The 21,341-nt window shown below is 40.0% G+C and carries 22 protein-coding genes and 1 pseudogene; 14 read left to right on the top strand and 9 right to left on the bottom strand.

Annotated elements, in window-relative coordinates; all coding sequences use genetic code 11:
• Nucleotides 1-33 precede the first annotated feature (33 nt).
• On the top strand, nt 34-1,470 hold the full coding sequence (locus ACQQ5U_RS01530) for a BspA family leucine-rich repeat surface protein (RefSeq protein ID WP_437395158.1): 1,437 nt from the start codon (nt 34-36) through the stop codon (nt 1,468-1,470).
• A gap of 123 nt (nt 1,471-1,593) precedes the next feature.
• Here ACQQ5U_RS01530 and ACQQ5U_RS01535 read toward each other — a convergent pair whose 3' ends face one another.
• Nucleotides 1,594-2,505, bottom strand: coding sequence for a metallophosphatase (locus tag ACQQ5U_RS01535; protein WP_437395159.1), 912 nt, complete (start codon nt 2,503-2,505; stop codon nt 1,594-1,596).
• A complete protein-coding gene (locus ACQQ5U_RS01540) occupies nt 2,506-3,222 on the bottom strand; it encodes a 5'-nucleotidase C-terminal domain-containing protein (protein ID WP_437395160.1) in 717 nt (238 codons plus the stop codon).
• Nucleotides 3,223-3,334: 112 nt separating this feature from the next.
• Between ACQQ5U_RS01540 and ACQQ5U_RS01545 the strand changes: the two genes are divergently transcribed.
• The 13 genes from ACQQ5U_RS01545 (at nt 3,335) to ACQQ5U_RS01605 (ending at nt 15,727) form a co-directional block, all read left to right on the top strand.
• Nucleotides 3,335-3,868 (top strand): DUF6913 domain-containing protein, encoded by a 534-nt coding sequence (locus tag ACQQ5U_RS01545; RefSeq protein ID WP_437395161.1) that lies wholly within the window; start codon nt 3,335-3,337, stop codon nt 3,866-3,868.
• Between the two features lie 4 nt (nt 3,869-3,872).
• Nucleotides 3,873-4,763 (top strand): 4-hydroxy-tetrahydrodipicolinate synthase, encoded by an 891-nt coding sequence (gene dapA, locus ACQQ5U_RS01550; RefSeq protein WP_437395162.1) that lies wholly within the window; start codon nt 3,873-3,875, stop codon nt 4,761-4,763.
• 108 nt (nt 4,764-4,871) lie between these two features.
• Nucleotides 4,872-5,705 carry an outer membrane protein assembly factor BamD gene (locus ACQQ5U_RS01555; protein WP_437395163.1) on the top strand — a complete coding sequence of 278 codons (834 nt, stop codon included), beginning with the start codon at nt 4,872-4,874 and terminating at the stop codon, nt 5,703-5,705.
• Between the two features lie 24 nt (nt 5,706-5,729).
• Nucleotides 5,730-6,056, top strand: a complete 327-nt coding sequence (locus ACQQ5U_RS01560) for a DNA-directed RNA polymerase subunit omega (protein ID WP_014034748.1) — start codon at nt 5,730-5,732, stop codon at nt 6,054-6,056.
• Between the two features lie 3 nt (nt 6,057-6,059).
• Entirely contained in the window at nt 6,060-7,265 is a 1,206-nt protein-coding gene (gene coaBC, locus ACQQ5U_RS01565) for a bifunctional phosphopantothenoylcysteine decarboxylase/phosphopantothenate--cysteine ligase CoaBC (protein WP_437395164.1), read from the top strand.
• The gene (locus ACQQ5U_RS01570) at nt 7,258-8,148 is read left to right on the top strand and encodes a DUF4835 family protein (protein WP_437395165.1); all 891 of its coding nucleotides are present in this window, start codon (nt 7,258-7,260) and stop codon (nt 8,146-8,148) included. Before coaBC ends, ACQQ5U_RS01570 begins: the two co-directional genes overlap by 8 nt.
• Before the next feature lie 46 nt (nt 8,149-8,194).
• Entirely contained in the window at nt 8,195-9,847 is a 1,653-nt protein-coding gene (recN, locus tag ACQQ5U_RS01575; RefSeq protein WP_437395166.1) for a DNA repair protein RecN, read from the top strand.
• Between the two features lie 73 nt (nt 9,848-9,920).
• Nucleotides 9,921-10,733, top strand: coding sequence for an enoyl-ACP reductase FabI (locus tag ACQQ5U_RS01580; protein ID WP_437395168.1), 813 nt, complete (start codon nt 9,921-9,923; stop codon nt 10,731-10,733).
• 55 nt (nt 10,734-10,788) lie between these two features.
• The gene (locus ACQQ5U_RS01585) at nt 10,789-11,796 is read left to right on the top strand and encodes a glycosyltransferase (RefSeq protein WP_437395170.1); all 1,008 of its coding nucleotides are present in this window, start codon (nt 10,789-10,791) and stop codon (nt 11,794-11,796) included.
• Between the two features lie 42 nt (nt 11,797-11,838).
• Entirely contained in the window at nt 11,839-12,756 is a 918-nt protein-coding gene (locus tag ACQQ5U_RS01590; RefSeq protein WP_437395172.1) for a CdaR family protein, read from the top strand.
• Nucleotides 12,753-13,346 (top strand): dephospho-CoA kinase, encoded by a 594-nt coding sequence (gene coaE / locus ACQQ5U_RS01595; protein ID WP_437395174.1) that lies wholly within the window; start codon nt 12,753-12,755, stop codon nt 13,344-13,346. Before ACQQ5U_RS01590 ends, coaE begins: the two co-directional genes overlap by 4 nt.
• 64 nt (nt 13,347-13,410) lie before the next feature.
• Nucleotides 13,411-15,000 (top strand): sensor histidine kinase, encoded by a 1,590-nt coding sequence (locus tag ACQQ5U_RS01600; RefSeq protein WP_437395176.1) that lies wholly within the window; start codon nt 13,411-13,413, stop codon nt 14,998-15,000.
• Nucleotides 15,001-15,010: 10 nt separating this feature from the next.
• Nucleotides 15,011-15,727 carry a response regulator transcription factor gene (locus tag ACQQ5U_RS01605; protein ID WP_437395178.1) on the top strand — a complete coding sequence of 239 codons (717 nt, stop codon included), beginning with the start codon at nt 15,011-15,013 and terminating at the stop codon, nt 15,725-15,727.
• A 46-nt stretch (nt 15,728-15,773) separates the two neighbouring features.
• Here the strand turns inward: ACQQ5U_RS01605 and ACQQ5U_RS01610 are convergent, their stop codons facing one another.
• The 7 genes and pseudogenes from ACQQ5U_RS01610 to ACQQ5U_RS01640 form a co-directional block, all read right to left on the bottom strand.
• A complete protein-coding gene (locus ACQQ5U_RS01610) occupies nt 15,774-16,529 on the bottom strand; it encodes a GntP family permease (RefSeq protein WP_437395180.1) in 756 nt (251 codons plus the stop codon).
• Between the two features lie 14 nt (nt 16,530-16,543).
• A pseudogene (locus ACQQ5U_RS01615) lies at nt 16,544-17,064 on the bottom strand (GntP family permease).
• A 6-nt stretch (nt 17,065-17,070) separates the two neighbouring features.
• Nucleotides 17,071-17,562 (bottom strand): gluconokinase, encoded by a 492-nt coding sequence (locus tag ACQQ5U_RS01620; RefSeq protein WP_437395182.1) that lies wholly within the window; start codon nt 17,560-17,562, stop codon nt 17,071-17,073.
• The gene (gene miaA, locus ACQQ5U_RS01625) at nt 17,549-18,478 is read right to left on the bottom strand and encodes a tRNA (adenosine(37)-N6)-dimethylallyltransferase MiaA (protein WP_437395184.1); all 930 of its coding nucleotides are present in this window, start codon (nt 18,476-18,478) and stop codon (nt 17,549-17,551) included. The genes ACQQ5U_RS01620 and miaA overlap by 14 nt, the downstream gene beginning before the upstream one ends.
• Nucleotides 18,475-19,329: an ion transporter gene (locus ACQQ5U_RS01630; RefSeq protein ID WP_437395186.1), complete on the bottom strand. Its 855-nt coding sequence runs from the start codon at nt 19,327-19,329 to the stop codon at nt 18,475-18,477. The genes miaA and ACQQ5U_RS01630 overlap by 4 nt, the downstream gene beginning before the upstream one ends.
• A gap of 3 nt (nt 19,330-19,332) precedes the next feature.
• A complete protein-coding gene (locus ACQQ5U_RS01635; RefSeq protein WP_437395188.1) occupies nt 19,333-20,664 on the bottom strand; it encodes an exonuclease domain-containing protein in 1,332 nt (443 codons plus the stop codon).
• Nucleotides 20,665-20,677: 13 nt separating this feature from the next.
• Entirely contained in the window at nt 20,678-21,337 is a 660-nt protein-coding gene (locus tag ACQQ5U_RS01640; RefSeq protein ID WP_437395190.1) for a YggS family pyridoxal phosphate-dependent enzyme, read from the bottom strand.
• Nucleotides 21,338-21,341: the final 4 nt, after the last annotated feature.

Consider the following 21,341-nt stretch of genomic DNA (forward strand, 5'->3'; position numbering starts at 1 on the left):
TGCCTAATATTTAATATGTTAAAAAAATAAGTTATGAAAATCAAAAGACTAAGTCTTGTTTTAGTCACCGTTTTGGTTCTTTGGTCCTGTGGTAAGGACGATGGCCCGGAGCCTGCGAAGAACAGTGCCCCAATAGCAGTTGAAGGTTTAAGCCAAAACGTGGAGGTTTTTGAGGATTTGGCCGATACGGAGGTGATTATGAGCATTGAGGCCACGGACCCTGAAAATGATAAACTTACCTTCTTCATGAAAACAAACAGTGAGGATCTTTTTGAAATTACAGTCGAAGGTGATTTAGGCCTTGCTGAAGGTAAAAACCTTGATTATGAGACAACTCAACAACATCAGGTCGTGGTGGTCATAAGCGACGGGGTTAATGAAGTTGAGGTAAATGTAACCATTATGGTGGGCAACATAATAGAAAGCTTAGCGGAAGATCCTGCGTCGTTCATCACGGTTTGGAAAACCACCAATGCCAACGAAACTATCACCATAGGTACCAATCCAGGGTATGCCTACAGTTATACCGTGGATTGGGGAGATGGTACTGCCGAAGAACAGTTGACCACACAAAACCCGAGCCATCAATATGAAGAGGCAGGTACCTTTACCGTAGCAGTTCAGGGTACGTTCCCATCCATCGTTATGGATAATACGGATGCTTTTTCCAAGAAAGCCCTGGTTTCCATAGAACAATGGGGTACCCTACAATGGCAAACCATGAAACGTGCATTCATGGGGTGCGAAAACATGGTATATAAGGCACAAGATAAACCTGATCTTTCACTTGTGACCAACTTGAACAGTATGTTCGCCAATGCAAAGGCCATGAACGCCGACCTTTCCAGCTGGAATGTAAGCGGTATTACCAATATGGGTAGCATGTTTGCAGCCGCCAGCAGTTTCAACGGAAACATAAGCAATTGGGATGTGATAGGTGTTGCAGACATGTCATACATGTTCTACAATGCCGAGGCTTTTGCAGGAGATATTTCATCTTGGCATGTGAACAGTCTCGGCAATATGTATTATATGTTTAACGGAGCATCTGCATTCAACGCAGACCTGAGCCAATGGACAGTCACCAATGTTTTGGATATGTCCGGGGCTTTTGCCAATGCAACGTCCTTCAATTCCGATATCAGTGGATGGGACGTGACCAATGTAAGTTCCATGTGGGCCATGTTCTACAACGCATCGGATTTTGATCAGGATTTGGGCGGTTGGGAAATAGCAAGCGTGACCAATTTGGAAAATATGTTGGACGGTTCTGGAATGTCCAGAACCAATTACGAGGCTACTTTGATCGGATGGTCCAACTTGGCAGATAACATGAACCCTAATTTAAACAATATTACATTAGGTGCAGATGGGTTGGAATATTGCTCGGAAGATGCAGTTTTATCACATGGCAATTTAAAGGATATCCACGGATGGCAAATTGTAGGGGATACACAAAATTGTAACTAGCAATAGAGGTTTAATAACCTTTGATGATTTGTTTTATTTTTTGATTCGCCACCATTGGAACATTGTTTCCTTTGGTGGTTTTTCTTTTTTCGACCTCAGAAATCGGATATCAGACATCAAACATCAAACAGTAATGCTAACTCCTTTTGCTGAAGCATTTTTGTCCGAATCAAAATAGAAATCGATTCTTCCTAAATTGATTCCGTAGCATCCAACTTGATTAACCAATACCGAATTCCCATTTTGGTTGGTACGTATATCGGGTTTATCCAAAAAAGTATGGGTGTGCCCGCCAATAATCAAGTCGGTATGGAAGGTGCGCTGTGCCAGTCGAGTATCACAGGGTCTGTCGGGATTTTTGTAATCGTAGCCTAAGTGAGATAGACAAACAATCAAATCACACTGTTCCTTTTCCTTTAATTGCTTTTCCATGTCCAAAGCGATTTCGTATGGGTTCAGGTACTGGGTTTCTTTGTACAATTTTTGGGTCACCAATCCGTCCAATTCAATACCAATGCCATATACTCCGATTTTGACACCATCGACCATATAGGTTTTATACGGTTTTACGTAACCGTCCATCACGGTGTTGGAAAAATCGTAATTCGCACTGATCATTTCAAAAGTGGCATACGGCATCTGAGCTAATAAACCCTCAATTCCATTGTCAAAATCATGGTTTCCAATGGTAGCGGCATCATACTTCAACTTGCTCATCAATTTAAACTCCAATTCTCCGCCATAAAAATTGAAGTAAGGTGTTCCTTGAAAAATATCACCTGCATCAAAAAGGAGGGTGTTCGGATTCTCATTTCGAATCTGCTCTACTAACGTTGCCCTTCGGGCAACTCCACCCAAATTGGGGTATCTGGAGTGGGAGGAGGGGAAGGTATCAATATGACTGTGCACATCGTTGGTGTGCAGAATAGTGATTTGCTTTTTTCCCAGATTGGAACACGAACTTAAACTTAGCCCTCCCAAACCAATCAGGGTCGAAGCGGCGGTGGTATTGGTAATAAAATCCCTTCTTTTCATCTAGTTCAATTGTTTTATACGATCATCTGTAACTGCCTTTATGGTATCTACTTTTTTAAGGTAGTCGATAATAGCATTTCGTAAAAGGTAATCGGTTGCTGTTCTTGAAATAATCTCGTTAAAAAAACCTGCGCTGGGGCCTCCATTTACAAGATAATCAGAGGTGGCCACATAGTAATTTCGGGTTTCATCAAAAGGCTGCCCTTGTATGTTCACAGATTCCAGCGAACGGTTTTTGTCCGTAACAATCTGTATACCCGATACTGGGTGTCTTCGCGAGGACTTGGCCACAAAATCAATGAGTTGCCTTGCGGCCGAACCACTAAGTTCAACAACTTCGATATAATTTTCAAAGGGCATTACTTCGTAGGCATTTCGCGCACTTACGTTTCCTTCAGAAATTACGGATCGTACACCACCAGCATTTAGTACTACAAAATCCAAATCTTTACCCGACCTAGAGTGAAAAATGGGGGCGGCCTGCTCAAAAACAATATCGGCCATTAGGTTGCCCATGGAAGAGGTACGCTCACCATCTTTTAACAACAAGGGTTTGGGAGCGTAAGCCAAAGTACTGTCCAATACTTCATTGATTCTATTTTTGTAAGGTTCTACAAACTTGGCAATGGAATCGGTTTGGGCTATCGTGGAATCGATAGGAATTTGCTTGCCCTCTATTTTGCTGAGTTTACCTGTATCGGTTTTACAGGACATCATAAAACAAAAAGTTGTAAATACAACAAATTGTTTAAATTTTAGATTGTTCACGTACGTATATTTGTTAAGTCGTCTTGGTAGATTAATTACCTTTGTAAAAATCATCAAAAATATGTTTTTGAAAGGACTCCAAGACAAATTTAAGGTTAAATCCGGGCTTAAATATTTAAAGGAGGAGATGAATAAGCCTCCAAAGTCCGTGATCAGGGAGAAAGGAATTACCAGTATCGGTTGTATTGTTGATGTTGATAATTTCCATAAAGCGGAAGCCTTTTACGAACTTATTGATGAGTTTGAGTTGCGACCCAATGCCATAAAGATTATTGGCTACAAAAGGGAATATGATAAAAACTCTCCCTATGCCATCCAAATGTTTTCCGATAGGGACCTTGGCTGGAAGGGCCAGATTGAAAATGGTTATGTTCTGGAGTTTTTGGGCAGGGAATATGATATGTTGATCAATTATTATGAAGAAGATAATTTAATGATGAAATTACTTTCAGTAAAAACTCCCGCTCGACTCAAAGTTGGTTTAGGTACCCAAGACCCCAAGGTCAACGATTTGATTTTAAATACTCCCATGAACGATTTTAAGTTGTTCAAGAGTGAATTGAAAAAGTATTTGAAAGTCTTAAAAGAAATTTGAACAAATGGAACAATTGATCGGAACAGGAGTAGCATTGATAACTCCGTTCAGAGAAGATTTATCGGTGGACGTGGATGCGTTGGAGAGCGTGGTTGAATATAACATTCAAGGTGGTGTTGACTATTTGGTGGTGTTAGGAACAACTGCCGAATCTGCAACACTTTCACAAACCGAAAAGCAACTGGTAGTCGATGTTGTGGTGCGCGCCAATGCAGGAAGATTACCTTTGGTACTTGGGGTTGGAGGCAACAATACCATGGCTGTGATCAATGAGTTAAAAACATTGGATTTGTCCGATTTTGATGCCATTCTTTCTGTTTCACCTTACTACAACAAGCCTACACAAGAAGGAATATACCAGCATTTTAAGATGATTTCGGAAGTATCGCCAATTCCTATAGTCCTTTATAATGTACCATCAAGAACAGGGAGTAACATGTTGCCAGATACCACTTTGAGATTGGCCCATGATTTTTCCAACATTGTGGCAATAAAAGAAGCTTGTGGGGATTCGGTGCAAATAGATAAAATAATCAAGGGCAAGCCTGAAAGCTTTTTGGTGATTTCCGGCGATGATGCAACCGCTTTGCCAACTGTTTTGGCAGGTGGAGCAGGAGTCATCTCGGTTCTGGGGCAAGGATTACCCGCACTATTCTCTGAGATGATCAAGTCTGGTCTGGAAGGAAATGCAAAAGATGCTTATGTAATTCATCACAAAATATCTGCATTAATGTCCCTTATTTTTGAAGAAGGTAACCCAGCGGGCATCAAAAGTATTTTTGAATGCAAGAATATTTCTAGAGCCACGGTTAGGTTGCCATTGGTGGAAGCAACCCCTGGTTTAAAAGAGAAAATTGCCAGTTCATTGAAGACGTTGGACAAAGCACATGTTTAAAATTCGTTAAATGTTGTACAAATTCTTGGGGATTGGTCGCAGTACCCTTTACATTTGAGTGGTAAAAATTCTTTTTTTATATCCATTCAATATCACTAATTTTGCAAAATGTTTTTGAAAATGAGGTCAATACTCCTTTTTTGTTGTGCAGCAGCGCTTCTAGTATCCTGTAGTGAGTACCAAAAGGTGCTTAAGAAAACCGATGTTAAGGCTAAATACGATATGGCCGAAAAACTCTATAACGAAGGGGATTACAAAAGAGCGGTGCGTTTGTTCGAACAAATTGCACCAAAATATGTGGGCAAGCCTCAAGGAGAGCGGGTGATGTTCTTCTTTGCGGATAGTTATTTCAAAAATGGCGATTACTATTTATCCGGATATCAGTTTGAGCGTTTTATAAAGTCTTATCCTCGGAGTGATAAAATCCAAGAAGCGAGCTTTTTGGGAGCTAAAAGTTATTATATGCTCTCACCAAGATATTCCTTGGACCAAACGGAAACTGACAAAGCCTTGTTGAAGTTGCAAACCTTTATCAATAATTATTCCGAGTCGGAATATTTTGAGGAGGCCAATACCATGGCCAAGGAATTGACTACCAAAAAAGAAAAGAAACAAATTGAAATTGCGAAGCAATTCAATAAGCTAGGAAAGTTTAATTTACCTGTATTGATATCAGCCATAACGGCGTTTGATAATTTTATTACGGACAATCCTGGGTCGGTGTTTAGGGAGGAAGCTCTTTACTACCGAATTGAAGCGGCTTCAGAATTGGCAATGAACAGTACAGAGGATAAAAGGAAAGAGCGATTGGAAGATGCTCTTGACTCGTATAATAATTTAATGCGTTATTTTCCAGAGACGGAATTTAAGAAAGAGGCAGATAAAATGGCCGAATCCCTTCAGGAGGAATTAAATGCGTACACTACTACTTTATCTAAATAAGAATTAGTTTTTAAACCACTGCATATGCAAGATTTGAAAAACACCAAGGCACCGGTTTCCACAGTTACACTCAATAGAAATGAGTTCGATGAAAAAACCGAAAACATTTACGAAGCTATTTCCATAGCTTCAAAAAGAGCCATCCAAATCAATTCCGAAATAAAAAAGGAATTGTTGGAGAAGCTTGAAGAGTTCGCAACATACAGCGATAGCTTAGAAGAGGTGTTCGAGAACAAAGAACAAATAGAAGTTTCCAAGTTCTACGAAAAATTACCAAAACCACATGCTTTGGCAGTACAAGAGTGGTTGGAAGATAAAATCTACTACAGGAATACAGAGAAAGACGCTTAAGAAATGCTAAGCGGTAAAAATATCCTTTTGGGAATTTCCGGGGGAATTGCCGCGTACAAGACTACGTTTCTTGTTCGTTTACTGATTAAAGCTGGTGCCAAGGTCAAAGTTGTAATGACCCAGAGCGCCAGCTCTTTTGTTTCCCCCCTTACCTTGTCCACACTCTCTAAAAATCCAGTTTTGATGGATTTTGTGAACAAGGAAGATGGAAGTCTTTCTTGGAATAATCATGTGGAGCTTGGACTTTGGGCAGACGTTATGCTGATTTCCCCGGCGACTGCCAATACTTTGTCCAAAATGGCCAACGGAACCTGTGATAATTTACTTTTGGCCACCTATTTATCTGCAAAGTGTCCAGTTTATTTTGCCCCGGCAATGGATTTGGATATGTACAAGCACCCATCTACTAAAAACTCTTTGGAAAAACTGGAATCTTTTGGCAATACCATGATTCCGGCCGAATCTGGCGAATTGGCCAGCGGTTTGCATGGAGAAGGGCGTATGGCAGAACCTGAAAATATTGTTTCATTTATCGTGGATGATTTGGCCAAAGGTTTGCCGTTATCAGGAAAAAAAATATTGATCACTGCAGGGCCCACCCATGAAGCTATTGACCCTGTCCGTTTTTTGGGGAACCGTTCCACAGGTACTATGGGTTTTGAACTGGCCAAGAAGGCCGCCAGCTTAGGGGCGAACGTAATTTTGGTATCAGGTCCAACCCATTTGAGCGTAGATCATAACAACGTCCAACTGATTCGGGTTACTTCTGCACAAGAAATGTATGAAGCTTGCCACGAACATTACGGCGAAATGGATGTTGCCATTTGTGCAGCTGCCGTAGCTGATTATCGACCTAAAGCTATCGCAACGGAAAAAGTGAAGAAGAAGGAAGGTGATATGAACATTGAATTGGAGCGAACTCCTGATATTTTAATGTCGCTTGGTGAGATTAAGAAAAATCAATTCTTGGTCGGATTTGCTTTGGAAACCCAAAAAGAGCTCGAGAACGCCATGGGCAAGCTCAAGAGAAAACATTTGGACGGCATTGTTCTCAACTCTTTAAAAGATGATGGTGCTGGGTTTGGAGGAACTACCAATAAAATCACCTTCATAGATAAGAATTCGGAGATAAAAACGTTTGGTTTGAAGACGAAGCCCGAAGTGGCTTCCGATATTTGGGAAGAAATCATCTCCAGAATCCATGCGTAAAATACTTTTTTCCGTTTTTCTATTACTTATTGCCCTTGAGGTTTCCGCACAGGAGCTGAACTGTCAGATAACGGTAAACTCTGACCAAGTTGGACAAACCAACCAGCAGATATTTAAGACTCTGGAGCGTTCACTTAACGATTTTGTGAACAAGAGTAAATGGACAAATAGGGTATATCGCGAAAATGAACGGGTGAATGCACGGATGTTTATCACCGTTACCCAATATGAATCGGACCGATTTGAAGCTAATATCCAGATTCAGTCCACTCGACCCGTTTTCAACACCACCTACGAGAGTCCAGTGTTCAATTATAAAGACAATTCATTCAACTTTCTGTACCAAGAATTTCAACCATTGGTGTACAACCCTAATTCCTTCGATTCCAATTTGGTCGGGGTCATTTCATATTACGTGTATGTTATTTTAGGTTTGGATGCTGATACCTTTTCATTGGAAGGCGGAAACGATTTTTATCGACAAGCCCAGAATATTGTAACGCAGGCGCAGAGTTCCAGTTACAGTGGGTGGAGCCAAGAAACTGGCGAACGAAGTCGTTTTGAATTGGTGGACAATCTTTTGAGCAACTCTTTTAGGGAATATCGCATCGCCATGTACAATTACCACAGAAAAGGACTCGATATTTTGGCGGACAACAACAGTACGGGCAAGCAAATCATTGCCGGTAGCCTTCGTTTATTTGAAACCTTGATCAGCCGTAGGCCCAATGCCTTTTTGATTCAGACCTTTTTTGATGCCAAGTCAGAAGAAATACAGAACATCTTCTCCGATGGCCCCAAGGTGGACATTGTAAAACTTAAGGAAACCCTGAACAAAGTGGCTCCATTTTATTCCGGCACATGGAATGAAATAAATTACTAGTGCAGTTCTCTAAAGAGGTTTATCTTTACGGGTAAAATCTTCAATATTGCTAGTAAATCTATCTATCCAAAATTACGCACTGATTGACGATGTAAGTGTTTCGTTTTTAAACGGATTCACTACCATAACCGGTGAAACTGGAGCTGGGAAATCGATACTCTTGGGAGGCCTGTCCATGGTATTGGGTAAGCGTGCCGATTTATCATCCCTTAAAAACAAAGAGCAAAAGTGTGTTATAGAGGCGGAGTTCAATATTTCCAAATATCAGCTCCAGCCGTTTTTTAAGGAGAACGATTTGGATTATGACGATACCACAATTCTTCGTCGAGAAATCCTGCCGAGTGGAAAATCCAGAGCGTTTGTAAACGATTCTCCCGTTACTTTGGATGTTATGCGAGCATTGGGAGACCAGTTGGTGGATGTCCACTCACAACACCAAACTATGCGCCTGACTGAGAATGATTTTCAAATGAAGGTGCTCGATGCTTTGGCAGATAACACGAATAATCTTTCTGCATATACCGCGGAACTTGAGAAGTTGCGAACTGCATCCAAAGAGCTTCGGGAATTGGAGGATTTTCAGGCTGATGCCGATAAAGAACACGACTATAACAGTTTTTTGCTAAAGGAATTGGAAGATGCAAAGCTCAAAGAAGGCATGCAGGAGGAGTTGGAAGAAGAATATGAGCAATTGAGCAATGTGGAGCAGATTATGGAGCAATTATCTGCCGGTCATCAGTTGTTGAATGATGAACAATTGGGCATTGTGGGCCGACTTACCGATTTAAAAAGAGCATTTCATGATCTGACGGATTTTGGTACCGACTATAAATCATTGAGTGATAGGATTCAATCGGTTTTGATTGAAACAGACGATATTGCTTCCGAATTAGAACAGTTAAAGGACGGAGTAGAAGCCAACCCTGTTAGACTGGAAGTGGTGAATGGACAATTGCAGCAATTGTATGATCTACAAAAAAAACATCATACCGATTCAGTTTCAGATTTAATTGTGATTCGTGAAGAATTAGCTCAAAAAGTAGATGAAGTTGCCAATATTGAGTCTAAAATCAAACAAAAACAAGAAGAAGTCGAAACCATCACCAAAAAAGTGACTGCATGGGCCAAAAAAATAAGCAATGGTAGAAAGGCTGTTATTCCTAAGTTAAACGAAAGGCTTCAGGCAAACCTGGCATCCTTGGGAATGCCTTCTGCTACTTTTAAAATTGAAGTAAGCCCATCCAAATCATTTAAAGTCAATGGAAATGATGATTTGGAATTTTTATTTTCCGCAAATAAGGGGTCCAATTATGGGGAATTAAAAAAAGTGGCATCTGGAGGTGAACTCTCCCGTATTATGCTGACGATAAAATCTATTTTGGCGGAGTACGAAAATCTACCCACGATGATGTTCGATGAGATTGACACAGGGGTATCAGGTGAGATATCCAACCGAATGGGGGAAATCATGCAACAAATGAGCGACACCATGCAGGTATTCTCCATCACGCATCTACCTCAGGTCGCATCAAAAGGACGCTACCAATTCAAGGTATACAAAGAAGAGGGAGCAGAAGGCACAAGTACGCATATTAAACAGTTGAGCACGGATGAACGTATCCAAGAGCTGGCCGAAATGTTGGGTGGCAAGTCCTTGTCCGAATCTGCTCTGGCCCACGCCAAAGAGTTGTTGCAATAAAACAGCAAAACTGAATCCCAAACTTCAATTAGTTTAAATATCTTTGTCGCAGAATCAACAATTGCAAGAAATTATGGCATACAATCTTTTAAAAGGTAAGAAAGGAATCATTTTTGGTGCTTTGGATGCAAATTCCATTGCTTGGAAAACCGCAGAACGCGTTCATGAAGAGGGAGGTACATTTGTGCTTACCAATGCACCCATTGCCATGCGAATGGGGCAAATCAACGAACTAGCGGAAAAAACCAATTCTGAGATTATTCCCGCAGATGCCACAAACGAAGAAGACCTTAAAAACTTAGTGGAGAAGTCCATGGAGATATTGGGTGGAAAATTGGATTTCGTGCTTCATTCCATTGGAATGTCCGTAAACGTTAGAAAAGGAAGACAATACACTGATGAGAATTACAGTTTTACAGAGAAAGGTTGGGATGTATCAGCATTATCCTTCCACAAGGTAATGCAATCGCTTTATAAGGCAGAAGCCATGAACCAGTGGGGAAGTATTGTGGCCCTAACGTATATGGCAGCACAAAGAACCTTCCCGGACTATAACGATATGGCGGACAATAAAGCGTATTTGGAGTCAGTAGCCAGAAGTTTTGGTTATTTCTTTGGAAAGGAGCATAAAGTAAGAGTGAACACCATTTCCCAATCCCCAACCCCAACTACAGCAGGGCAGGGCGTAAAAGGGTTTGATGGATTCATTAACTACGCGGAAAAAATGTCGCCACTAGGCAATGCTACAGCAGACGATTGCGCGAACTATACGGTATCACTTTTCTCAGATTTGACCAAAAAGGTGACGATGCAAAATCTCTTTCACGATGGAGGATTCTCCAATACAGGTGTAAGCCAAGAGGTAATCGATGAATTTTCGGAATAAACCTTAAAAAATATAAGGGAAGCCATCCTTTTTTGGGGTGGCTTTTCTGTTTCAAATGAACACATTTTTTTCCATAGTGGTTCCGGTATATAATAGACCGGAAGAAGTTCGGGAGCTATTGGAAAGTCTTCAAAAGCAAGATTTTTCAGAAGATTTTGAAGTGGTTATTGTTGAAGATGGTTCTTTGGAAAGTTCGGAGGATATTGTAAAATTGTTTCAAGATAACCTGCAAATCTCATACTACTACAAAGAAAATTCAGGACCAGGTGATTCCAGGAACTTTGGGATGCAAAAAGCCAAAGGGAATTATTTTATCATTTTGGACTCTGATTGTATCCTGCCAAAGCAATACTTATCGGAAGTTGATAAGGAACTAAAGAAAGAGTTCGTGCATTGTTTTGGAGGACCCGATGCTGCCGATGCTTCTTTTACCACTGTACAAAAGGCCATTAATTATGTAATGACCTCTTTTTTGACAACTGGAGGAATAAGGGGTGGTGAAAAGGCCGTCGGTAAGTTTCAACCACGTAGTTTTAATATGGGGATTTCCAGAGATGCATTTGAAAAAGCAGGAGGTTTTGGCCGGATACACCCGGGAGAAGACCCCGACCTTACGTTTCGAATTTGGAATGCAGGATTCAATACTAGATTGTTTCCCAAGGCTTTTGTTTACCATAAAAGGCGAATCGACTGGAATAAATTTTATATTCAGGTCAATAAGTTTGGCATGGTGCGCCCCATACTAAATAAATGGCATCCGGGTACGGCCAAGCCCACTTATTGGTTTCCAACTTTGTTTATGCTGGGATTGTGCGTCGCTATAATCTTGGCTATAATAGGGCTTTGGTTACCTTTACTGTTATATGCATTCTATTTTTCTATACTATTTTTGGATGCATTGATAAAGAATAAGAACGTAATGGTAGCGTTTTTGGCTATTTATGCCGCTTTGACCCAGTTCACCGGATATGGAATTGGTTTTTTCAAGTCCACAATGTTGCTTAACTTTAATAATAAGGAAGCAGAAGAGCTTTTCCCAAAACTATTTTTCAAGAAAAAATAAAAAGTGCTCAAAAAGGTATTGCATGGCCTAAATAGAAAGAAAGTGAAAGTTTTTTCACTGTTCTTGTTATGCTCTTTTTTGGCGTGGTTTATTAGTAACCTATCCGATACGTATGAGTCAAGGGCACACTTTACGCTTAACTACCGCAATCTTCCTGATTCATTGCTGTTGGGTAAGAATTCAGATAATCTAATCGAGGCCAAACTAAGAACCAGTGGCTTTCAATTTTTGTATTATAAGATTTTTAAAAGCCGCATCGATATTGATGTCTCAGAAGTTGAGTTTCAAAATGGCGGTTATGTGCTGAGTGAGGAAATTTTGAAACGACAGATGGACCAACAACTATCACAGAATATTTCACTACTGGATTTGGACCGAAATAGGTTAGAAGTAGACCTTTACCAAGTTGATTCTAAAAAAATACCGATTAAAGCAAAGCTCGATTTACAACTTGAACAGAACTATATTTTGGACGGGAAGATTAAAATTTCACCGGATTCGATAGAGGTAAAAGGACCAAACAATGAAATTGATACTATAAAATCCATTAAGACATCACGCATACAATTAAACAATGTCAATGCCGATTTTTCCAATGAAGTCAGCTTGGTCTTTCCAAAAGGATTGGATAACAGTATTTTTTCAATTGGACGTGTGACGATTTCTGGGAAGGTTTCTAAATTTTCCGAAAAAATATTCGAAGTGCCTGTTCAGGTGATAAATATCCCTGAAGGTTACCAAGTAAGGACATTTCCAAATTCAGTTACTATACTTTGCAAAGCAACTATAGAGCGGTTGAAGGAAATTTCGGTCTCGGATTTTGATATTGTAGCAGATTATGGTCAATTAAAAGGAACTGAAAGCAGTACGCTATTTTTGGAGATAAAGGAAAGTCCCCAAAAGGTTTACGATGTTAGGTTGGAGGAGAATACAGTAAATTTTGTTTTGGAACAACAATGATGATAGTCGGACTCACCGGAGGGATTGGTAGTGGAAAAAGTACTGTGGCCAAAATGTTCACAGAACTTGGAGTTCCTGTATATGATTCCGATATGGAGGCCAAAAAGTTAATGGCTGAGTCAGAGGAGGTAAAAGCAGCTATCATGGATTTACTTGGAAAAGAGGCCTATAGACATGGTACTTTGAACAAATCGTATATCGCTGGCAGGGTATTTAAAGACCCAGTTTTATTGGAAAAGCTCAATGGTATTGTGCACCCAGCGGTTAGAGAACATTTTTTGGATTGGGTACATAAACAAGAATCACCTTATGTAATTCAGGAAACTGCGTTGATTTTTGAAAATAATGCCCAAGATAACTATGATTGCACTATTTTGGTTACCGCTCCCGTCGAAACACGAATCCAAAGAGTAAGGGATAGGGACATGGTTTCACAGCAAGCGGTTGTTGATCGCATGAAAAATCAATTGAATGATGAGCATAAACAAGATTTAGCTCATTATTTATTAGAAAACCTAGACTTGGACAAAACCAAGGAAAAGGTTAAAGAACTACATCTCAAACTATTAGCATTATCATCTAAATTTTAACATTTATGTTAAGTTTTGGTTAAACGCTAAAATTACTAAATGTTAAATTTTTAATTTTACAACAATGAACAAGAAGCTATTCGTTCTTCTGGTTGTTCTTATGAGCTTATCCCTTTTAGGGATAATTTTCGTGCAAGTTTACTGGATACGTACTTCCATAAACGACAAAGAAGAGCAATTCTCAAGAACAGTTACGGACATTCTGGATAAAGTGGCGAGTAGGGTGGAGAAGCGCGAGATGAAGGAATACTCCGATCGTTTGGCTTCTATGGCAGATAGTGTTGGTAAACCTAAAAGTGCTCAGTTCAAAAATTTCATGTTTATGGAGAGGGATCTGGATTCTGACGAAATCCTTTTTTACTCCCATGGAATCCTTGAAGAAGATTATAATATAACCTCGGCGTTCTTTGATATAAATAATACTTTAGGTGGAGAGGACAGCACAACGCTGAAGAACTTTACCAGCAGAAGAACCAAACAGGTCTTTAAGCGGGAAACAGGACTCGACGGTCAAAGTTATAGCTTAACACCAATAGAAAAAGTTACTAGTATAGGTAACCTTAGCAGTATTGAAAGAGCAGCATGGGAAGATGTTTTTATGGAATATGCTAAAAGTCAGCCTATACATAAAAGGGTTTCCAAACAAGAATTGGAACTGCTACTCAGTCAAGAACTCAGCAATAGAAATATTGATATCGACTATGAATATGGTGTTTATAGCCAAGGTTACCCTACTAAAATAAGGTCCAGAAAATTCAAGTTTTCAGGTTCCAAAATGTATAAGGCGCCAATTTTTAAGGATAGTGAAGGTGTGTCCAATTTTTCACTTTTGCTAACATTTCCCAGTGTGAAGAGATATATCTTCAGCTCGGTAATGGGAATGGCAATATTGTCTTTTATTTTTACTTTGGTGATTATGCTGGCCTATTCCAGTGCTATTTACCAGTTGCTCAAACAAAAGCGTATTTCAGAGATTAAGTCAGATTTCATAAATAATATGACGCACGAATTTAAAACGCCGATTGCAACCATAAATTTAGCGGTCGAGGCGATACGAAATCCAAAATCCATTGAGGACAAAGAGAAAGTGCTGCGTTATTTGGGTATGATTCGAGACGAGAATAAACGAATGCACGCTCAGGTGGAAAATGTGCTAAGAATATCAAAACTGGAAAAAAATCAGTTGGATATCAATAAGGATCGGGTTAACATGCATGACATAATTACCGATGCCATTGCCCATATTGAACTGATTGTGCAGGATAGAGGAGGTTATGTAAATGCACACCTTAATGCGGAACGGTCAGAAGTATTGGCAAACGAAATGCATATGACGAATGTTGTAGTGAACATTTTGGACAATGCGGTAAAATATTCACCTGAAACCCCAAAAATTGATGTGTACACCGAGGTGGTAAAGAACAGTATCGTTATAAAAGTACAGGATCAAGGAGCAGGTATGAGCAAGGTTGTACTTAAAAAAGTATTTGAAAAATTTTACCGGGAACATACCGGCGATATACATAACGTTAAAGGCCATGGATTAGGTTTGGCCTACGTAAAACGGATTATAGATGATCATCAAGGTGAAGTTTATGCCGAGAGTGAAAAAGGAAAAGGAAGCACTTTCTTCATAAAACTCCCTTTAATTTAAAAAGCGAACTATGGAAACAGAGAACAAGAAGATACTATTGGTAGAGGATGATCCAAATTTTGGAATTGTCCTGAAAGATTACTTGACTATGAACGATTTTGATGTTGTTCTGGCCAAAAACGGAATGGAGGGTTTTGAGAAGTTCAAAAAAGACAACTACGATGTGTGTATTTTGGATGTAATGATGCCGTATAAGGACGGATTCACCTTGGCAAAAGAAATCCGTGAGAAGAATGAGAACGTTCCGATTATCTTTCTTACCGCAAAGACCATGAAAGAAGATGTTCTAAAAGGCTACAAAGCAGGTGCTGATGATTATCTGAACAAGCCTTTCGATTCCGAAGTTTTGTTGATGAAACTTAAGGCAATCCTTCAAAGGAAAGCTTCAGGCTCTTTGGCCGATAGTAAGCAATTTGAATTTGAGATTGGAAACTTCCACTTGAACTCAAAACTACGTTTCCTAAAATACAAAGAAGAGGAACCCATCAAACTTTCACCAAAAGAAAACGAGCTGTTACGTTTATTGGCACTTCACGAAAATGATTTGATGCCAAGAGAATTGGCGTTGACCAAAATTTGGAGAGATGATAACTATTTCACTTCCCGAAGTATGGATGTTTATATTGCCAAGTTGAGAAAATATCTTAAAAAAGATGATTTGGTGGAAATACTGAACATTCACGGAGAAGGATTCAGACTTGTTGTAAAAGCCGAAAACGAGCAATAAAAGACTTGTAATTTAATATGGAGAGCCACCTTTTGAGGTGGCTTTTTTATGCCAATATGGTGGTCATTACGGTCCATGAACGGAATGTCTGTTTTTCCGTAATTCCTAAGTATTGACCGACCAGCCAAAAACCACTATCGTTTACGTGCGAAAAGATACTGGCTCCGGAAGCAATGGCAATTACCATACAGGCCAGTTCTATGGAATTTAAACTGGTACTCGCTAATAGCGGGGAAACCAATCCTGCCGCTGTTATCATGGCCACAGTGGATGAACCTTGAACTATCCGTACAATGGCAGCACTAATAAAAGCAAAAGCCAAAATAGAAACCCCTGCGTTGCTCAGTGAGGTAGCCAAAAGCTCACCGGCACCTGTATCCGTTAAAACCTGTTTAAAAACACCACCAGCACCCGTCAGTAAAATAATTGTTCCAGCAGGCGCTAAAGATTTGGTGGAAATTTTAAGGAGTTGATCTTTGGTGAATCCTTTTCGTAGTCCAAAAAAGTACCATGCGAGTAGGTTGGCAATGATCAAAGCGGAAAACGGATGACCTATCAGTGCAATTATATTTAAGACCATAGGATTTGTTATTCCAAATGTTCCTGCGGCAATAATGGTGTTCAATAAAATCAACACTATCGGTAATCCTATAATCAATAAGGTTTGTGCTATGGGTGGTAGTTCAGGATGGTTTTCCTCTTCAATTTCCTCAGGAGCAGCAATAAAAATCTTTTTTGAAATACGCTTTCCGAACCAAAGCCCGGCTATCAAGGCGGTCGGAATACCAGCAACGAAACCCATCAAAATAACCCAGCCTAAGTCAACTCAAATAATATCCGCAACGGCAATGGGTCCAGGAGTAGGGGTATAAAGGCGTGTGTAATGGCCAATCCTGCCAAAAGTGGAATGACATATAACAGCAATGATTTACCTGTTCTTCGCTGAAGGGCATACATCATGGGAACCAATATGATAAAGGCGACATCAAAAAACACGGGTATTGCAATCAAAAAACCTGAAATTACCATGGCCAATGGTGCTCTTTTCAAACCAAACTTGGATACCATAAAGTTGGCAATGGTCTTGGCTCCTCCAGAAGCCTCTAAAATTCCACCAAAATCGCACCTAGACCAACAACAGTAGCCACAAAGCCCAAGGTGCCACCCATGCCTTTTTGTACGGTACTTATTATTTGATTTGCATCTAACCCAGCTATAAGGCCAACGGCAATACTACCAATAAGTAAAGCGATAAAAGCATGGATTCGTAGCTTTAAGATAAGAAATAACAGTATGGCAATGCCTATGATAACGGCCAAGAACAAACTAATTTCCATTATTGATTAGAGTTGTTTTACAATTTCCTTGACAATATCTTCTGGTTTTTTTTCGATGGAAACCGTAATTTCTTTGGAAGGGGGCTCGAGGGCGGCAAATTGTGACTTTAAAAGGTCTATGGGCATAAAATGTTCTTTTCTTTTTTCTAATCGAGATTTTATCAATTCAAACGAGCCATTCAAATAAACAAATGCCATACAATTGCCCATTCCAGCTCTAAGCAAGCTTCTGTAGTTTTTTTTCAGAGCGGAACATGCTATTATGGCGCCTTTATCTCTATGATCCACAGCTAATTTGTTGAGGGAAATCAGCCACTCCTTGCGGTCTTCATCGTTCAAGGGAGTTCCTGAACTCATTTTTTTAATGTTTCCTTCGGGATGAAAGTCATCCCCGTCATAAAAGGGGCGGGACAATTTTTCTGAAAGTAGTTTTCCGATTTTGGTTTTACCGGAACCACTGACTCCCATAACCACTATTACAGTCTTACCGTTGGGCATTTTGGTTGGTTTTTAGTCGGTCTGTGACCATTTGCAGCACCTTTTCTGGTTTGCCATCATAAGGCACCCACAAAATAGCTTCATTCTTTCGCAGCCATGTAATTTGCCGTTTTGCAAATCGTCTTGTATTCTTTTTGATTTCCGAAACAGCAAATTCCAAGGTGCAATGCCCGTCAATATATTCAAAAAGTTCTTTGTAACCAACTGTTTGCAGCGCGTTCAGTTTTCTATGGGGATAAAGTCTTTTTGCTTCGTTCAATAGTCCTGCATCCATCATGAGGTCCACGCGGGCATTTATCCGCTCGTAAACAACCTCTCTAGGGGCATCTATACCTACATAAAGCGATTTAAATAGCCTCTCCGGTTTTTGCTGATTCAAGAATGATGAATAAGGTTTATCGGCAGCTCTGCAAACTTCTAAGGCCCGAATTAATCGATGCGGATTTTCTAAATCGACCTTTTTATAATATTCCGGGTCACGCTGCTTTAATTCTTTCTGAAGACTTTCCAATCCATTATCCTCCAGTTCTTTATTTAGCGTTTCCCGTATTTGGGGGTCAACCTCTGGAAACTCATCCAAACCCGATATAACGGCATCCACATAAAGTCCACTGCCTCCTACCATGATGGCAATATCCTTTTTTTGATACAGACGATCTAAAAGAGCAATGGCATCTTTCTCAAATTCACCTACGGAATAGGGGTCAAAAATACTTTTGTGTTGTATAAAATGATGAGGTGCCTGGTTCAACTCCTCGGCAGATGGAACCGCGGTTCCTATTTTCATTTCCTTAAAAAACTGTCTGGAGTCTGCCGACAATATTTCAGAATCAAAATGTTTTGCCAATTGAATACCTAAAGCGGTTTTTCCAATGGCAGTGGGCCCAACAACTGCTAGTAAAACTTTTGAACTCATAAAGGATGTCCACAATTAAAACAATGGGTGGCATCGTCCCTATGGCCTTCTATTCCACAACTGGGACAGGCTTGGGTGTTAACGTGAACCAAATACCCTTCATCATTATCTTCATTATTTTTATCCTTTTTGTTTCGGGTAAATTCAGCAGTGACAATTCCAGTGGGTACTGCTATAATTCCATAACCTAATATCATAATCGCTGTGGCAATAAACTGCCCCAGATTAGTAACCGGTGCAATATCCCCATACCCTACAGTGGTAAGGGTCACAATGGTCCAATAAATACTCCTGGGTATACTGGTAAACCCAGCTTCGTCGCCTTCCACAATATACATTAGGGTGCCCAAAATCACAGATAAGATTAAAACTACGTAGATAAAAACAGCTATTTTGGCTCGACTGGCCCTAAGAGCTGATTGTAGTTGGGAAGCTTCGCCAATAAACTTTACCAATTTTAATATCCTGAATATCCTTAGTAATCGGAACGCCCTTACCGCCAATAAAACTTGAGAGCCGGCTAAAAGATAGGAGAGGTATAATGGGATTGTGGACAAAAAATCAATAATGCCATAAAAACTAAAAACATATCTCCATGGCTTTTTAATACTTATCAAGCGCGCGATATACTCTAGGGTAAAGAAAATTGTGACAATCCATTCAAGGGTCAGGAGCGTACCGTGATAGTGCTCATCAAAATCGTCAATACTTTCCAGCATCACCAAAATGACACTGAAAATAATCAGGATAAAAAGAACAATGTCAAAAAACTTGCCCGATGGGGTGTCCGCTTCATAAATAACTTCATGAAGCTTGTTTTTCCATCCGGGAAGTGGTTTGTTATCTTTCAATGATCAAGAGGTTAGCGGTATGGTTTTAATCCGATTATTTTTTCTTAAATAGGTTTCAACAATAAAAGTGGTATTCTCATCACCCCTTATAGGAGTCATTATTGATTCTAAGATAGGGATATTATTGATTTGATGGTTGAGTTCCACATAGCCAAACCCTTGAATCCTACCATTTTTAATTAAAATAAAACTTCGCTCCCCAGTTTCTCTGCCACGATCGGTCAATGCAATGCTCTTCTCTTGGATGCTGTATTTTTCAAAAGCAGAAAGCACTTTTTGATTGCAATCTGATGCGGAAAGTTCGCTTTCTTGGTGCATGCACACTTCACCTTCCTCCAATGAGCAAGGGCAAAGTTCAAATTCATCGGATAGTTTGTTTATAAAGCTTTTGGCCGCACTCATTCCGTTGAAAGCCATTTTTTTATATTCGAGTGCTCTGTTTTTTTCTACGTCCAAAACAATATGTTCAGTTCCGTTTTGGCTAAAATCCACGGTGTGGGTAAATAGTTTTTTATTTGAAACGTGGTTGTATCGGGGTTTGTTTTTTTGCTGTTCCAAGTAAGCCTTCAAAATAGCAATTAGCTCACTTCCAGTTGTTTCGTAGGTAACTTTTTTTGTTTCCTTTTGAAGTTTCCTTGCCAATTTACCTACATTGGTAAAATGCTGATTTACTCTTTTTTTGATATCCTTGGTCTTGCCCAAAAAGATGATTTCCCCATCTTTGTCGTGCATATAGTACACGCCTGTTTCGGATGGTAAGCTGAAAACCATATCCAATTGATTTGGCGAAAGTTCCCCGTGCGTTTCCTCTCGAATAACCTCGGTGATGATTCTTTTGTCCGAATCCTTGTTCAACAACAACTTGAATAGTTTCAAAGTAGCTAGAGCGTCTCCGTTGGCACGGTGTCTGTCACTCATCGGGATTCCAAGGGAACGCGCCAATTTTCCCAAACTATGTGATTCAGCTTCTGGAATCAATTGTTTGGATAAATCCACCGTACATAGGGTTTTTCGTTGAAAATCGTACCCAAGTCGTCTAAACTCTGTACGAAGAATGCGATAATCAAACTGGGCATTGTGTGCTACCAAAACCGTTCCTTCGGTTATTTCCACGATACGTTTGGCCACTTCGTGAAATTTGGGTGCCGAACGCAACATTTTATTGTTGATGCCCGTCAATTTTGCCACAAAAGGCTGTATTTCCCTTTCAGGGTTGATTAAACAGATGAATTTATCAACTACCTGATGCCCATCATACTTGTGGATGGCAATTTCGGTGATGCCTTCCTCATTATATTTTCCTCCCGTGCTTTCAATGTCGAGTATCGCGTACATGGAAAATTACTGGTTATGAATAGTTTCTAGCCCCAAATATACTGCTTCCAATTCGTACCATGGTGCTACCTTCCTCAATGGCAATGGTATAATCGCCACTCATGCCCATAGAAAGAATGGTAATGTCGTTCAATTTAGTTTTAAGCTCGTCAAACATGGATTTAAGTTGGGCAAACTCCCTACGGACCTGATTTTTATCATCAGTAAAAGTGGCCATACCCATCAACCCAACAATTTTGATGTTTTCCATAGCCTTGAAAGCATCAGAATTGACAAATTCGTTCAATTCTTTTTCATCCAGGCCAAATTTGGTATCCTCCTCGGCAATGTGTATTTGTAGTAGGCAGGGAATCACACGGTCGTGCTTTTTGGCTTGCTTGTTGACTTCTTTCAATAGGCGGGGACTGTCCACCCCATGAATCAAGGAAACAAATTCGGCCATATATTTGACCTTGTTACGCTGCACGTGGCCAATCATGTGCCATTCGATGTCCTTGGGCAAATCTTCCCATTTTTGGACCATCTCCTGCACTTTATTTTCCCCAAACACCCGTTGCCCAGCTTCGTAGGCTTCCAAAATATCCTCTTTGGGCTTGGTTTTGGACACAGCGACCAAGATGACTCCATTGGGGAGTTCGGATTTTATTTTAGCAAGGTTATCTTTTACGGACATAGTG

Origin of the sequence: Flagellimonas lutimaris (assembly GCF_051494225.1) — a bacterium.
GTDB classification, from domain to species: domain Bacteria; phylum Bacteroidota; class Bacteroidia; order Flavobacteriales; family Flavobacteriaceae; genus Flagellimonas; species Flagellimonas lutimaris_A.